At 60.4% G+C, this 16410-nt stretch carries 9 protein-coding genes; 6 read left to right on the plus strand and 3 right to left on the minus strand.

Going from position 1 to position 16410, the window contains the following annotated elements; genetic code table 11:
* Window positions 1–699 precede the first annotated feature (699 nt).
* From QMG25_RS19105 to QMG25_RS19115, 3 genes are all read right to left on the minus strand, one after another.
* Complete coding sequence (locus QMG25_RS19105) at window positions 700–1737, minus strand: IS1595 family transposase (protein WP_283462681.1); 1038 nt, start codon at window positions 1735–1737, stop codon at window positions 700–702.
* Window positions 1738–1999: 262 nt separating this feature from the next.
* Complete coding sequence (locus QMG25_RS19110; protein WP_283462682.1) at window positions 2000–3088, minus strand: hypothetical protein; 1089 nt, start codon at window positions 3086–3088, stop codon at window positions 2000–2002.
* 35 nt (window positions 3089–3123) lie between these two features.
* Window positions 3124–5382, minus strand: a complete 2259-nt coding sequence (locus QMG25_RS19115) for a putative transposase (RefSeq protein WP_283462683.1) — start codon at window positions 5380–5382, stop codon at window positions 3124–3126.
* Between the two features lie 581 nt (window positions 5383–5963).
* On the opposite strand from QMG25_RS19115, the gene QMG25_RS19120 reads away from it, so the two are divergent.
* The 6 genes from QMG25_RS19120 to QMG25_RS19145 all read left to right on the plus strand — a co-directional run bounded on the left by QMG25_RS19120 (window position 5964) and on the right by QMG25_RS19145 (window position 16146).
* Window positions 5964–6395, plus strand: a complete 432-nt coding sequence (locus QMG25_RS19120) for a hypothetical protein (RefSeq protein ID WP_283462685.1) — start codon at window positions 5964–5966, stop codon at window positions 6393–6395.
* Window positions 6396–6807: 412 nt separating this feature from the next.
* Window positions 6808–7503, plus strand: a complete 696-nt coding sequence (locus tag QMG25_RS19125; protein ID WP_283462686.1) for a helix-turn-helix domain-containing protein — start codon at window positions 6808–6810, stop codon at window positions 7501–7503.
* Window positions 7504–7682: 179 nt separating this feature from the next.
* Window positions 7683–8402, plus strand: coding sequence for a hypothetical protein (locus tag QMG25_RS19130; RefSeq protein WP_283462687.1), 720 nt, complete (start codon window positions 7683–7685; stop codon window positions 8400–8402).
* A gap of 1582 nt (window positions 8403–9984) precedes the next feature.
* The gene (locus QMG25_RS19135) at window positions 9985–11007 is read left to right on the plus strand and encodes a Fic family protein (RefSeq protein ID WP_283462688.1); all 1023 of its coding nucleotides are present in this window, start codon (window positions 9985–9987) and stop codon (window positions 11005–11007) included.
* Between the two features lie 1091 nt (window positions 11008–12098).
* Window positions 12099–15338, plus strand: a complete 3240-nt coding sequence (locus QMG25_RS19140; protein ID WP_283462699.1) for a DEAD/DEAH box helicase — start codon at window positions 12099–12101, stop codon at window positions 15336–15338.
* On the plus strand, window positions 15331–16146 hold the full coding sequence (locus QMG25_RS19145; protein WP_283462689.1) for an SWIM zinc finger family protein: 816 nt from the start codon (window positions 15331–15333) through the stop codon (window positions 16144–16146). Before QMG25_RS19140 ends, QMG25_RS19145 begins: the two co-directional genes overlap by 8 nt.
* The last annotated feature ends 264 nt before the right edge of the window (window positions 16147–16410 follow it).

Consider the following 16410-nt stretch of genomic DNA (forward strand, 5'->3'; position numbering starts at 1 on the left):
ATTCTTTGCCACCAGCACCGGACGGCCAAACCCCAGTAACGCCGGCGAGAAGTGTCACCACCAAGAACCGCCATTGTGTCACCGATGTGTTGAGGGAGAACTGTCACCGATGTCCTGCGAGATAACACTCGGCTGGATACAACCGAGTCATTAAATACTCATTAAATTGGGTGGCAAGTGGCGACTCTTCAGTGTCATGTATTGTCATATCCCTACCGCGGCAACGAGGGCCAGGAATGGGTTTTGGCAAGTCGATTTGGTCGATCGCGTCGACAGCGGGGGTCATCGGTTCGAATCCGATAGGGGGCCCTCTGATTTTGAGGGGCAAAAAGCCCGGATTTACGGGTTTTTCGCAGTGGCGGGGTGGGTTTCCACCTCGTCATTTCGCTTTTAAATGGCTTTGGTGTTCGAACGCAACAGTCGTCGATTCGAATCCGACATTGGGGTCGGGATGATGCCGCTGACCTGCAGCTTTGCTGTGGGGGGAGTGGCCCGGGATGCGCCGTTCCGACCGAACTCATTAAAAACTCATTGAATTGAGCCCTGGCCCGCACCGGGTGTTATGTCGCAGGACATCGAGCCCTCGCGGGACTTCCTGGCCGAAGAGCGGGGGCAAAGAATCGAACTGGGGCACAACGAGCTTGATCCCGACGGGCTAATTTCCGAAAAGGGGTATCCATTTAGATGCCCAAACTGCACTCACTTGTCGATTTTGGAGCCGTTGACTCGCCAAGGGCGGTCTAACGGCCCGATATTCAAGGACCCCGGCTGAGCTCGCGGCCCACTCACCCCGGTCGGACTTGCAGACTTGGGTTTCGGCACGCGCACCAGCTCCTGGTAGGAAACCGGTTGGGCGAGGATTGCCCGTTGAAGCAACCGCAGAAACACCAGGCCCCGGCTACTGCTATGACGTCGGTTAAACCTGAACACGAACTCGTCCAGATATTCCGGCAGATGCTCCGCCGTCCCGGAGCCCTGATAGGTACCATCAATGAGTCGCTTCACCGACGCGAAAAGCCGATGCACCGCAGGAAGCGAATGATGGGCTGGCATTCCCGACGCCGACACGTTCAACCGTTCGTGCTCATACCCTTCCAGCGCTCCCGGATAGGCGCTCCACCCGTCGGAAACCACGGTGGACCCGGCCTCGATGTTGGCCCGAATGAATTGTTTGAGCGAACTGGCAGACGCGTCAGGAATCACCGCCAACCGTGCACGTCCCCACCCGTGGTCCTTGACCTCAATGGCTCCTGCGACCAGTGTCTTTCCGGCAGCACCCCGTCCGACCGTGCCGGGGCGTGGACCGCCGATGAAGGTCTCATCAACCTCAACACGCCCCGCCAAGAGAAGGCTGCCTGCCGGGCTCATCGCGGAGCGCAGTTTGCTGAGCATCGTCCATGCTGTTTGATACGAAGAGATCGGCAGCACACGATGTAGATGCGCAGCGGAGACACCCTGTTTCCCGGCAGTCATGAGCCACACGGCTTCAAACCTGACCGTCAACGGCGTACGCGTCTTGTCAAAGAGCGTTCCCGCGGTCACCGAAACGCGTTTGCGGCAAGACCTGCACCGGTACCGCCCAGCCTGCCTGGTAGCGCTGTAACTCTCGCAGGCTGGGCACTGAAACCCATTCGGCCACCGAAGCCAGTCCAGGTAATCCAGACAGGCCTCGTCATCGGGAAACCAAGCGCGCATCTGTGCAAGGTCGCCAGGATAATCCTGACCCGCAATCGGCATGACGGTAGGCTTGATAACGACGCACACCCCTTCTCGGTGTAAGTCCATGCCCCCGGCTGTTGACGCAGTGCGGGGGTCCTTGATGTCATTTCAGCCTACCGGTTCCACGGGCATCTAAATGGATACCCCTTTTTCCGAATTTGCCCGGCCCTCATCAACGGCCAGCGCGGCCAGCAATGCCGACGCGTGAACGCAGAACTGATCCGCCCGATTTGAGGCGATACGAATTGAGGATATGCGGATAATATCCGCCAGCCAAACATTAGCTGAACGGTGTAACTTGACCGTTCATGACCGGCACCAGGGCCAAGACAAGTTCGAGCGCGGCACCGGCAGCCGGTGCGATGAGTAGTACACCGATGGCGACCCGGCTTCGCAAGTCCAAGGAATTTCCCGGAAGATGATGGATCCGCACCAGCGCAAAAGTATTCCTGGCAATCACCACGGCAATGATCCACAGTACCAAGGCCCCGAACTCAAAAACCGGCGCCGCGTAGTTTAGCGGGGAGTGGATGCCGATCAACCCGAAAATGACGGCATTGATGCAGTAGGCGGTCAGTGTCACCGCTGAAGCGACGTGAAGAGCCAGCGTCCCGCGCTGGGATTGCTCTGGTGCGTAGCCGCGGGCAGAAAACACGCGGACAAGCCCCCAAATGCCAAAAATCACCGGCACAGCAATCGACATGACGACGTCCTTGACGCGCGTCCCGAGCACATCGATCATCATGGCGAAGTAGGCCGCCGATTTTTCGAACTCGGCACTGTCCTGCGTAATCGCGTCCATGCTCAGCGTGAAGAATCCCAGCAGACCACTGGCGGCCAGACTGAAACTGGCAGTGAGCAGCGCAATGCCCAGCGCATCGAATTTGAGTGCAACGGTTGTCAACGCTGGAACCAGAACAATCAGGGAGATCACGGTCGTAGCCAGGGCCAGAAAGAGCAATGCCATCTTGAACGGGCCGGCAGCTGCACTCTGAATCAGCATGGAAATCGGCGATGTTCCAAAGAAGAAGCCAATCAGGCCTGACGAAATGCGCAGCCAGGGCAATCCATAGCGGTCAGCGGCGAGTGCTGCGCAGATTCCGACGACGGATAGCCCGAGAATCTCGTGGCCCAACAGCCCGATGCTGAACATCAGGACTACGAAAGCCCCGGCCACGGTGAACCCAACGACTCGCAGAACACGGTTGCGCGCGAACCAGGCCGCAGCTACCCCGGCTAGGCTCACCAGGTACAGCGGACCGACTAGGAGCAGGTCCAGAGTGACCAGCACAGCTATCCCGATGCACGTGGCTGTAATGGCAGCGGCGAGGAGCTGATGGCTGCGGAGCCTGATTTTGAGCGCGTTCATAGGTTCAGGGCTCCGGTCATGGCGATCTAATGCTTTTAGGAGTGCGCCCGGTTTTTGATGGTGTATTTGAGGATCAGTTCGGTGCCTGGGTAGCGGGTTTTGGTGGCGGTGAGGTGTTCGCATAGCTCGGCGGCGGCGATCGTTTTGGCTTGGGTGGGTAGGGGCTCCAGGGCGATGGTGAGGTAGCCCGGTTTGCTGGTGTCGATGTCCCCGGGATGGTTGAGCATCTGGCGCATGAGGGCGTGGGCTTCTTGGTTGGCGCGTTTGTAGCCGGTGTTGGTTCGGATTTCCCGGGCGAGGCTCATCGCGGTGTTGTAGGCGGCCATTCGGATCCCGGTATGGATCATTTTCGTTTCGGTGTCCAGGACTTGCTGGCCCGGGTTTAGGTCCCCGATCCGAACTTTGGCGGGGATTCTTTTGTGAATTTTCTCTGCTTGAATCAACGCCGTTTCTGCTTCCCACAAGGGTGCCATGGCCTGGTTATGCATGGCACTGGTGACCGTAACGGAAAGCTCCTTGGACCCTTCTGCTGGGGTTTTCAGTGCCATCAGGTTGATATCGGCAATGGCAGCAGCCTCGGCATGAGCCTTCCGAGCGGCCACAACTTTTTGATAGGCCCTGGCTTTTGACGGTTCCGGCACCAGCCGATCCTCATCGTCATCACTGCTGGCATAGGAATCGTGGGAGTCCAGACCGAAGTGCATCCGGGCGTAGCGGAACTGGTTTTCCTGCCGCCACCGGTTCCCCATCCGATACACCACTTCCCCAACAGGGAGAGCCCGGTAGGTGGTGAGGATATGAATCTGCCGGGTCCCACCACCAGTCGCAGCCACGATCCGGCTGATTTGCCGGATTTGGAAGACTTCACCGGTTTTCTTTGTGGTCGTCAGGGGCAGATCGACGAGCGTATCGGCCACGACCCACGTTTTTACTTCACCCTGCTCATCCGTATGAGAGACCTCGTGGAAGTGTTCATCCCTGATGTCCGGTGTGGTGCCTTTGTACCAGGTCAGCACATCAAAGCCTGACTCGTCCATGTGTTTGAACAACGCTGGTGACCAGCCGCCCCGGTCAAAGCCAACCAGCACGCGCCGCTCGTCACCAACAGCTGTGCGTAGTTCTGGCAGGAGCCTGCGTAGCTCACCGGCCAGGGACGCGCCCGGGGCAGCCATGACCACAAACACCGGAGCCCCATGAGCGTCACTGACCCAGGTTTCCTCGGTCGCGGGGACGGGGAACTTCAACCTGGTCGAGTAAAGCTTCCCGATCTTCTTCGTGCCTTGGTAAGCGCGTACGTGCCCGTCAACATAGAGGATCGCGGACAGTTCCTCCCCACCCGGGCCGCTCGCTTTGAGGTGGTGGGCAGCCAAGGCCGCAATCAACTCGCTGGCTTTGCTCCTCTGGGCGAGTTGGTTGATCCTGCGGCGGATGGTCTTTACTTCCGGGGCCCGATCCATACCCAGCACCCGGCCGAGTTCTACCGGGTCGAAACGGGTTGCTCCTTCAGCTCTGGCTTCCCCCGCCAACGCACGCAGCACCGCATCAATCAGGACGGTTTCCAGCCCGTAGAACCCGTTCGGCAGCGCACCGTACACTTCCCGCGCGCAGGAGAGCAGGCCGGTGGTTTCCAGAGCGGGGAGGGCCAGGAACAGGCCAGCATGCCGGATATGAGCAGCTGGGGCGAAGACCGGTGCAGCATATTCGAGGATGCCGGCAGCGGCACGTTCGGTGGAACGCGGCGCCGGTGCCGGTAGCAAAGGAAGACCCAACTCAGGAGCAGGAGTGGGTGCTGGGTTCAGAGTTCCCGCACCAGCAGGTGCGGTTGTTTCCGCAGTAGCCAGAGCCTGCTCTTCCGCGATTTTCAGGGCGCGGCGAACACTGAATTCTGAGACGCCCACGGCCTCACCGATGGCCCGCAGGGACCGGTTTTGTGCGCGCAAGGCCACGATGCGCTCGATCGTGGCAGTGACCAGCTGGGACGGGCGCTTGGGCCCCTTCTTCTCTGCCACCAAAGCGGTAACCCCACCAGTGGCTGCCAGCTGAACCCATTTCCATACCGCCACGGAGGAAACTCCGAACGCTGCCGCGATCTGCGCCTGAGTGGCCGCACCCAGACGCACCAACTTCACTGCCGCCCAACGCCGTGCTGCAGCATCCCCGGCATCCCACACATCACAGAGCTGCCCGCGAATATAAACTTCCCCGCCCAGATCGTCCTCAACCAAGGACACTGCTAAACCTACGGGCACGGCAAGAGGATTCATCGCCACCGGCAGGGGAAGTTGAGCAGTCATGAAAACCATCATTTCACCCTCCGATAGACAACAAACACTAGCTCTATTATATCGCAGCATGGGTAAAATTAACACCCACCAGCCACCCAAAACCCCCGAAACCCAACGAACTTCAAAACCCATCACTCAACCATGACCGGAGCCCTGAGGTTCCTGGCATCCAATTTTAGTGGGAGAATCAGGCTGACCCTAGCAACGGCCGGTACTTGAAGCAACTCGAAAAATGGGACCAGACAAGACGGCGTTTCGCCGAACCCGGCATCACATCGGCGCAGTTCCCAGCCGGCCCTGCAGCAGAGAGCCTGTCACCGGTCGTGGGCAGCCGTCGCGAAGGCGTGACCATGGATTACGGGTACCTCATGCGTCCAACAAACTGATCCCATGGGAAAAGCTCAAGACATGACCACATTGGCCGCCAACAATGCCCGAACGGCGCATACTGGCCAGGTCGACAAGGCGGGCGCCGGCGGAAGCTGTTGCCGTCGACTGGCTGCATGACATGTTCGAGGACACCGGGCTCGGATTCACCGGCCTGCTGGCGAAGGGATTTACGCAGGAAGTTGTTGCGGGTGTCAGGTGCCATGACCAAGCGAAAGAGCGAGCTTGCGGAGAAGCACTTTGCCCGGGTTCGGTCAAATCCACTGGCCCGCATGGTCAAGGCGGCGAATCCTGCGGACAACACCGCCCCTGGGCGTGTGGCGAAGCTGGATGCTGCACACAGGGTGGCACCCAGCTGGGGGATAACCACCGGGACGGAACGCCCGGCCATCCTTCTACTGCTGGCGCGGGCGGCGGAACAACATCAGCAATGCGATGCCACCCAGCAGCACCAAGGCGGCGCCGATGCCCAGCCGACCGGAGACCGCGACTCCTGTGGACGCCAGGCCGTTGCCGCTAGTGTGCCGGACTGCGTTGCCGTCGGTGACTTGGCACCGACGGGGGAAACGCCGTCGGACACTGAATACGTGAAACGGTCGGTGCATGAGATGCACTTGTCCGGGAGTTACTGCTGATGCCGTCCGCATTGTGGACCAGCATAACGACCTGGGCAAGCAACCGCAGATCGAGATGTGGCCGGACAACCGAATGGAGGTTTTGTTGTCTCAACAGCCGACACTTGCGATCACTCATGGCCTTCGGTCATGACGAACCGACGGTTTTGCCGTTCGCTCACCTGGTGGTCAAGTGATAGCCAAGGCTTCCTGTATTCCATTGCCGGTCCGCTCCGCAAAAGAAAATCAGCCCGAGCCGTGAGGCGAGCGGGCTGATCGTGATGCATGAAGACTAGCAGGGCCATGCGGCGTTCAATCGACGAGACGCCTAAAGTGCTCGCGAAATCAAGCGACTGACCTCATGGCCCTTGCACTTTAGGCGAGTCTGATTGACCCCTTGCGTATATGCAAGGCTGACCGTAGGCTTGGTTGTATGGTCACTCCCACGGCGGCGTCTATCGTAAGTCGAATGCGCCTCAAGCGGCAGCTCAGTAAGACGGCATTTGCTGAGCTTATTGGCCTGCCTGCTTCAACGATCACCAGAATTGAGTCGGGAGCGGTTGAACCGACGTATGCGATGTTGCAGCGGATCGCTTTAGGAGCTGGTTTTCAACTGACGGAAACTCTGTCTGATTCGGGCAGTGACTTGCCCTACGCGGTGGCCTTGGACCGTATCCAAAATGCCACCGGCGCAGAGCGGCGACGACTCCTTGGGAAACTGGCACAGACAGCGAATTTGGCTCCAGTTACCAAGAGGCCTGGCGCGCGATTCTTTGCCCTTGATTCTTCCCTCGCAGAGTTCGTTCAGCGGCTTGAAGAACAGGGGGCGAATCCTGTTGTTTCGTCGTTGGAGGCTGTGTCAGGTGATGTTTCCCAGACCAGTTCCTTCACTCCCGTCGTGTATGTGGACAATCCTGAAAAGCTGACGGGTTTTCCGGCGATGTCGCCATCTGCCAGGGCCAGTGTTGTGGTCTTGCCGTCGACGGAGAGCGCACGCCGGTTTATGCGCAAGGTGAAGGGCACAGCCATGTTGAGCGCGGAGTGGGGGATGCTTGACGCGCTGGCCTCTCCGGGGCGCCAGGCTGATGTTGCGCTCAGTTTCCTGCCAGCGTTTGCTCGAGCAGCATGAACGGTAGTTCAGGGATTTCTCGCCAGCCGCGGATGGAAGATGCTCGTTATGGGGCTGAACGCTCGAGGCGGTTGCTGATCACGACCATTATTGCGTTGGGTCCGTATGCAGAGGCGCTAACTATTGTCGGCGCGCATGCGGTTCATGTTTGGGTCCAGAAAAAGTGGGGGCCCATTGACATGGAATCGACGCGGGATGGCGATCTTGTCATCGATCCGGTCTTTGTCGCGGAAGACCCCAAAATACTAGAGCTCATGGCTTCAATTGGCTTGGAGCCTGCACGGGAGGAACGTCCAGGAATCTACGGGTATTCCAGCGAACGGGGGCTGCCGTGGGAACAACGCACCACCGTGGATCTTCTGGTGCCCGAAGGATATGCCGGCAAGAAGGGCCGAACAGCAAGGATTGCAGGACAGGACAAGGCAACGACCCGGGCCTACGGTTTGGAACTGGCAGTCCACGACCGAGTCCTCACAGAAATATCCACGATAGACGCAGAACCCACAACGTCCGCCAAAGCCTATGTGGCAGGTCCCGCGGCGCTCCTGATTGCCAAGGCCCATAAAGTCCACGAACGGCTGGCTGAGGCGGATCGGCGTCCGGACCGGCTCCGACCCAAGGACTCAGGGGATATCGCCCTGCTGATGATGGTCACCGACGGCGCTGAAGTTGCCGAGACTATGATGTTCCATGCACGAGCACACGCCGCGATGCGCAGCGTCGTCAACGAGGGAGCGAGCCACCTCATAGCCATGTACTCCGCACAGAACGCCACGATTGTTCGTGAACATATGGTCGACAGCTTGGCCACACGCTTTCAAGAACAGGACTTGCTCGCCGACGTAGACACTTGGCTGGCCGCATTCTCCGCCAGATTCCAAAACATCGAAAGTAGCTAGCCAAGCCAGACTTGTGCGCGTCCGTCTCCGCCATAGGCGATTCATAGCGTACATGGCCAAGCGTGTCCAAGACACTGACTGGACGCATGTGATGCTGAAGCCGTCGACTGGCCTGCATGGGATCTCGCTCATAAGTCACCGATGTGGCATCGAATATTTTCGGATGGCTGTGCATTGGTCTGAAAGAACGGATGAATGTAACCGACTCATTAGAAACACATTAAAATGGGCGACAATTGCCGACGCTTCAGTACCATCCATTGTTGCGTGCCTTTCGCACCAGCAAAGACAAGGAACGGCTTTTGACAAGTCGAAATCGGGGATAGAGACGACAGCGGGGGTCATGGGTTCGAATCCCATAGGAGGCCCATTGGCGGTCAGTAGCTTCCAAAAACCCGTAATAATGGGGTAGTTGAAGGCCTTGAAGGCCTTGAAGGCCTTGATGGCGTTGGACGGGATGTATGTCAACTCGAGTCATCTTTAACTCATACTTTTGACGTGGAATGCAAGTCAGATTTTCGGTTTCGGGTGCCGTGGTGACTACCTGTTCATTAGCAAAGAATGGTTTGTCGTGGACTGTTATCCGGCGAGGTGGCTTGGCCGCCACGTTGGAGCGATCGGGGTCCGTCACTTTTGCCCGTCCATTTGCTGCCGATACATCGCACTGCTGCTCAACGTCTTCCTCGATGGGAGAGTCGTGGCGGTTGCCAGGTGGACTGGTTTCGCGGCAGTGATTGTCGCGACCCTTTCTGCCTTCCGCAGGAGTCGGCCGCAGGTGTATCCGCTATTCGAACCTATGGTTGAAACGCTCGTCGGTTTGAACTCGGCGGGACAAAGCCAGCCGCTGGTTGCTTACCCCGCGGCCCGGATTTTTCGAGAAGACATGGCCACGAAAATATCCATTTCGGCGTAGCTCGTACAGACCTACCGTATTGGGGGTGTCAATGACCGTTTTGCCGAACGTAGAGATGGCTCGACCGTTGCCGCGTCTCCAATGACTAATTATGCAAATCAGCAGGGAGCACTTGGACACCGTGACAGCTGCGTAACAGACGCACACGTGTCGCTAGCTTTCCTGCGCCCAAGCTCTGCGGGAAGCGGATGTCCATCGGGATGTACCTGAGCGAACAGGTTGAGACCCTCACGAAATTGCGTCCATTAGGGTCTTCGTCAACTGTGGTTTTTGACGCTCCATGTCGGCATTCTGCGATCGCCCGGTGTCGCACTCCAAAGCTTTGTGCCGACTTGCTGTTGGAATCGGTGTATCCACCATTGCCTGGGATACGCAGCTGTCTTTTTCAGAAAACAACCAAGGGAAAACAGAGCATCCATTTTCCCAGAATCGGGTATTATTGGGAGAATAACGCTTGTGGATTCCACCAGGGAGGCCGATATGAACTATCAACGCAAATCAACAGATCAGGTTCGTGGCCCTTGGCCGGTCGTTGGCTCCGAGGAAGTTCAGTGGGCTGGCGCACTCGATGCTGGTGCCTCCCGGCGTCAGCGGCTCATGGCCCGGGGCCCCTACCATGCTGCCGTAGTGCCACACATTGCCCGTAGTGAGCCTTTCATCAGTAGTCCCGTGGCAGCACTCGCTGAAGAGGCGACTATCGACATGGTTCGGTTCGACCGTGACTTCGGGGAAGATGCTGCGCCCTTCGCCGCGCTTCTGTTGCGCAGCGAGTCCGCAGCCAGCTCGGAAATTGAGAATCTCACCGCTGGCGCCAAAAAGATTGCGCTGGCACAACTCGGGGATCATTCAAGCACGAACGCTTCGCTGATTGCCTCCAATGTCACCGCAATGCGAGCAGCCATCGATCTCTCCGAGGACATTAGCTTGGAAAATATCTTGTCTATGCATCGGGTGTTGTTGGAGGCTACCCATCCCGAAATCGCTGGCCGGCTGCGCACCCAAGCGGTCTGGATCGGGGGAAATTCGCCTCACGCGGCAAGCTTTGTCCCGCCCCGCCATGAAGCCGTCGAAGCAGCTATGGTCGATCTAATTGAGTTCATCCGGCGCGACGATATTCCCGTCCTGACCCAGGTGTCAATTGCCCATGCTCAGTTCGAGACGATCCATCCTTTCCCAGACGGCAATGGCCGTACCGGCCGAGCCATTGTCGGTGCTCTGCTGCGAAACAAGGGCGTCACGGAGAAAGTCATAATTCCCCTCTCCTCGGGTCTGCTGGCAAACACGAAATCCTACTTTGAAGCTTTGGGCTCCTACCAGAGCGGAAACCCGGAAAGGATAACAGAGATGTACGCCGAGTCGACTTTTTCCGCCACGGACAACGGCAGGCAGCTGGCGGCCAGCATCCGGGATGCCCAGTCAGGCATTTATGAGGTACTGCCACACAATCCAAGTGAAAGTCTGCGTTGGACGGTGGACCTGTTGATGCGAGAGCCTGCACTGACGGCTGAGATGCTCATAGAGCTCACTGGACAATCCTCAAGCTCGGCCTATCGAAACATCGCGACCCTGGAATCCCTCGGTACACTCAAGCCAAGCAGCCACATCAAGGGTCGCAAAGTATGGATAGCCCCATCTATCATCGAAGCCTTGGACGAATTCGCGCTCCGCGCAGGAAAACGAGTCCGCGGGTAACCTGTCAATTCTTCCAACCCTCAGAACACTGCTTACACATATAGGATGACCGCAAACGGCCAAGAACGACTGTCCAAACGGCGATTTCCGCTACCTCTGGATGAATCAAGCGTAGAATGAGAAGAGCAGCATTGGTGGTTGATTGGCCATGCTCGAGGCCGTGTCTCAGTCGGGCGGGAGTTCCCACCACGTCATACGAAACCCATACTTTTGAACACACAACAAGGGCTATTTAGTATCTCCCATTGTTGCAATACGACCATGCAGGAAAAGGCAAAACGGCCCATTGGCAAGTTGGCATTGACCCCTGATCAGCAAGCGGGGGTCGTCGGTTGGAATCCGACAACGCCGTGCATGCGATGTCGCCGCACCTCGCGCAAGTTCTGAGTCGTGAAAGGAACTGCCGTGAGTGGCATCTAAATTTGCCAGAGTGACTTTGAGGTCCACGCTGCTGGGATGCCGAGGGTTCGTGTCATAAATCCAGCTCGTCAGCAACTTCTTGGTGGGCGACCCGTATGCTTGTGCGATCTCGGCCACCAGGGAGATGTTGAGCCCTGCGCAGAGGTGGGCGAGTTGCCCCATTTTTCAGCCCGAGCAGTGAGGCGAGAGGGCTGATCGTGATGGACCAAGAACAGCACGGTCTCACGCCTGCGACGGCGTGATGATCGTCGTCGAACATGGCTGCGAGTGTTGGCCAGGTCAATGTCCGGGCGGGGTGATGGACCCGCACAACGTCGTTCAGTCCGAACGCCACGGGTTCAGCCACGGCATGGTGCCAGCACGCCCGGCCGATGCGCATCAAGGCGAAGCGCCTGCTGTCATGCCCAGTTCCGGCCAGCACACGGATGAAGGCACCCGCCCTCATCCCCGCCAGGGTCAGCTGCGCCCCGCACTTAAGGCAAACCCCGGCCGTCGCACTTGCGTGCGCTGCGCCGTCGCATGAATTCACAGCAGCCGAAAAGCCCGCAGTGCAGTCAAGATGACCGGCGCTGCGAAGGGTTTCCAAAAGTCAACGCACGAGACCGCATTGCCGCTTGCGGTGGTACTCTGGGGTGTCGAATTTCCCGGCGAGAAAGGCAACCCCCTTGTTGGTGCTTCACGCGTTCTGGTCGCTTGACCGAGGTCCGGGCCTGTGGGCCGAAGATTCCAGGAAACCGGTGACGAGCGCCCAGCAAGGCCTGAAATCGGCCCGGTCCCATCCCTTCGCAGCCTCGGCGGAAACGCTCACGAAACTGCACGTGGGGGAGATTGGCGAGACGACGCTGTTGCTGCCGTCGTTGCGCCGCTCGCCGCTGGACTCTCCAGAGATTGTGCGAATTGCGCCGCGGCCGGCAAGTTCATCCGTTCCTTCCCTGCTGCCCTGGTCGGTTCCCGTGTTGTGGGTTGATCCGGAGGTTCTCGCCGCCACCAACAACGTGGACGACGGCGCAGACCTCGCGGCCGCGTTGTTCCCAAGCCCGTCCCAAAGGGATCACGCAGGACCGCTGGTCGATGTCCGCGTCGCGGCCTCCGTGCGGTATCTCGGCGAACTAGTCCGATTTGCTGGTGAGCTCGCCGAGCGCGGTCGGGTGCTTCCCGGTATTGTCTGGGTGGACGGCGCCGGCCATGAAGACGATGCCACCATCCCCGGAGCCCTCACCGGGAACGACGACGTCGTGGCTGAGGCCCGGTGGCGGGCGGTGCTGCGCGGTCCCGACGCACTTGCCTTCAGCGACCTCACAGCCGGCATGCCGCCGTCGTTCCGGGCAGCACCGGCTTCGGAGGACGCCGGTGCGCTGGCAGCCCTTGCCCTTGACGTGCTGGCGGACGCCGTGGTGAGGGGCCGGCTGCCTGAGGGAATGGCCATGCTGCCATCCCGCCGGGGACGCACACCCCGCCAAGTGCCTGCGGCCGAGGCATGGGTGGAGGCCCTGCGAGGGGTGGATGCCCGCATCCGTGTGCCGTCCCCCATGCTCGCCGCACTGGAAGAGGAGCTGGCACCGTGGCGCAGCTATGCGCGTGAATCCAATGCTCCTGCACGGGCCACCTTCCGGCTCTCGGAAAATCCCGGCAACGCAGACGCCCTTGACCTCCTCGCCACGCCGCGGACCGGAGCGGACGAAGACGCAGACCAGCCACCGGAACTACGAGCCGGATCAGCCACAGAGGCAGCCGAAACCCAGGCCGACTCCCACCCCTGGAGGCTGGAGTTCCTGCTCCAATCCGCAGCGGATCCCAGTCTGTTGGTGGCGGCCGAGCAGGTGTGGCGCGACGGCGATGCCCTCGCCCGGTGGCTTGGCCACCCGAAGGAGGTGCTGCTTGCCGAACTAGGCAGGGCCGCACGCGTCTACCCGGGATTGGAACAGGGTCTGCGGCAGACACAGCCAACAGGGTTTGAGCTCACCAGCGAGCAGGCCTTCGCGTTCCTGCAGGACGGGGCGCCTGCCTTGGACGGAGCCGGGTTCGGTGTTCAGCTGCCCGCATGGTGGGACAAACAGGCGAAGCTGGGCCTGAAACTTTCGGCAGCGACACCGATGGACGACGACACCGGCAAGCCTGCCGCCTTTGGCCGTGAGCAGTTGTGCGATTTCCGTTGGAGCATCGCCGTTGGCGAGCACAGCCTCAGCGACGAGGAGATCGACGCGCTGGCACAGGCCAAGGCTCCTCTGGTGCGGCTGCGCGGTCATTGGGTTAGTGTCAATCCCGAGCAACTGCGTGCCGGCATCGACTTCCTGCGCCGCAGGGATCTGGCGCACGGCACGGTCGCGGACGTGCTTCGCCTGGCCGGGGCGCATCCCGGGGACGCAGGGCTGCCACTGGAAATTGCCGAGGTCACCGCGGATGGCTGGCTGGGTGCACTGCTGGACGGCTCGGCGGAGGCCACCATCCAAACTGTTGCGCCGCCGTCGAGCTTCACGGCAACACTGCGCCCCTACCAGGAACGGGGCCTGGCCTGGCTGGACTTCCTTGGCTCGCTGGGTCTCGGGGCCTGCCTGGCCGATGACATGGGGCTGGGCAAGACCATCCAGCTGCTGGCGCTGGAGGCGCTCAACCGCGAACGGGCTCCCGACGCCGGCCCCACCCTGCTGGTGTGCCCCATGTCGCTGATCGGCAATTGGGAGGCCGAGGCGGCAAAGTTCGCCCCGGCGCTGCGTTTGCGTGTGCACCATGGTTCGGAGCGGCTGCGCGGCGCCGAGTTCGACGCCGGACTGGCTGGCGTTGATCTGCTGGTCACCACCTACACCACGTTGACACGCGACCTGGAAGAGTTTGAGGCTGTCGCCTGGAACCGGGTGGTCCTGGACGAGGCGCAGGCGGTGAAGAACCGGCTCTCCCGCGCGGCGAAGGCCGTCAAGCGGCTCACCGCCACCCACCGGATCGCATTGACGGGCACCCCGGTGGAGAACCGGCTCGGGGAGATGTACTCGATCATGGACTTCCTCAACCCAGGGCTGCTGGGCACGCCGGAACTGTTCCGCACCCGCTACGCCATCCCCATTGAACGCCATCGTGATACGGCCGCCGCTGAGCGGGTGCGCGCCATGACAAGGCCGTATCTGCTGCGCCGGGTGAAAACCGACCCGTCCATCATTGACGACCTGCCGGAAAAGATAGAGATCAAGCAGTACTACACGCTCACCACGGAGCAGGCGTCCCTGTACCAGTCGGTCGTTGACGACATGATGGAGAAGATTGAAGGCTCGGACGGGATTGCGCGCAGGGGCAACGTGCTGGCCGCCATGGCCAAGCTGAAACAGATCTGCAACCACCCGGCCCAACTGTTGCACGACGGCTCGGAGGTGGGCCGGCGCAGTGGCAAGGTGGAACGGCTGGAGGAAATTCTGGAGGAGATCCTTGCCGAGGGCGACAAGGTGCTTTGCTTCACCCAGTACACCGAGTTTGCCGAAATGCTGATGCCGCACCTGGCTGCCCGGTTCGACACCGATGTGGCCTATCTGCATGGTGGGACCTCCCGGCAAAACCGGACCGAGCTGGTGCGCCGTTTCCAGTCACCCGAGGGCCCGCCCATATTCCTGCTCTCGCTCAAGGCCGGCGGCACGGGCCTGAACCTGACCGCCGCCAACCATGTCATCCACCTTGACCGCTGGTGGAACCCGGCAGTTGAGAACCAGGCGACTGACAGGGCGTTCCGCATCGGCCAGAAACGCCGGGTGCAGGTGCGCAAGTTTATCTGCCGGGGCACCCTTGAGGAGCGTATCGACGCCATGATTGAGGAGAAAGCCTCGCTGGCGAACATGGTGGTGGGCGACGGCGAAGGGTGGCTGACCGAGCTGTCCACCCAGAATCTGCGCGAACTGTTCGCACTGAGCCAGGAGGCTGTCAATGAGTAGGCGCCGCTACGAGTCCCCGTTCTACCCGCACACGGCCCCGCGCAGTGTGGAAGGCGGTGTCAAGGCCAAAAGCGTCCGGGGCGCCATCGGCACCAGCTGGTGGTCGGGCCGGTTCATTGAGGTGCTCGAAGGCCTGGGCGTGGGTGGACGGCTGCAACGCGGGCGCAACTATGCCCGGCGCGGCCAGGTGATTTCCCTGGAGATCGACGCCGGCACCGTTGCCGCCAGCGTCCAGGGCTCGCGGGCGAAACCGTACCGCGTGCGGATCGGCATCGCCGCGTTCGGCAAGGCCGAATGGGCCGCCGTGGAGGAGGCGCTCGCCGGCAACGCCTGGTTTGTGGCAACGCTGCTTGCCGGGGAAATGCCGGCAGACATTGAAGACGTCTTTGCGACGGCGGGGCTGTCCTTGTTCCCGCACAGCGCACGGGAGCTGAGCATGGATTGTTCGTGCCCGGACTGGGAGGTGCCCTGCAAGCACCTGGCTGCCGTATTTTACCTGCTGGCCGAACACTTCGATGACGACCCGTTCCAGATCCTCTCCTGGCGGGGGCGGGAACGGGAGGATCTCCTGAGTCGTCTGCACGCTGCAGATGGCGAATCCGGAACCCACGCGGGCGCGCCGTTGACGGAAGTACTCGACAACTTTTTTGCTGCCCCCGTTCCGGTGCCGCTGCGACGTGGCGCCACAGCCCATGGATTCCTGCTTGACCAGGCTCCAGCGGTCGATGTCACGGTCCGGTCCCGGCCACTGGCCGAGGTGCTGCGCTCGGCATATGAGGCAATCCGTGCGGCAGGGCAGGAGTCCTGAGTCGGCTGGCGGCTGCCGAGGATTGCTCAGGGGCCATGCTCAAGACCGCGTGTGCATGGACCCGCAGACTGGAACTCGTGCCGGAGTCCCGGCGGAACAAGGCCCTGCCGCAGCGTTCAGGAATTAACGACCTGTTTGGGGCCGTAGTAATGCCCCGCCGAGTGCCATGGCACGATGCCCTTCCAACAGCGTTTAGAGGAGGCTTTCGGTAGCACCTGAGTGGTTTGGGTGTGGTGAAGTGGTATGTGATCTCTCAGGACATCG

Origin of the sequence: Arthrobacter sp. H35-D1, assembly GCF_030063185.1 — a bacterium.
Classification (GTDB): Bacteria; Actinomycetota; Actinomycetes; order Actinomycetales; family Micrococcaceae; genus Specibacter.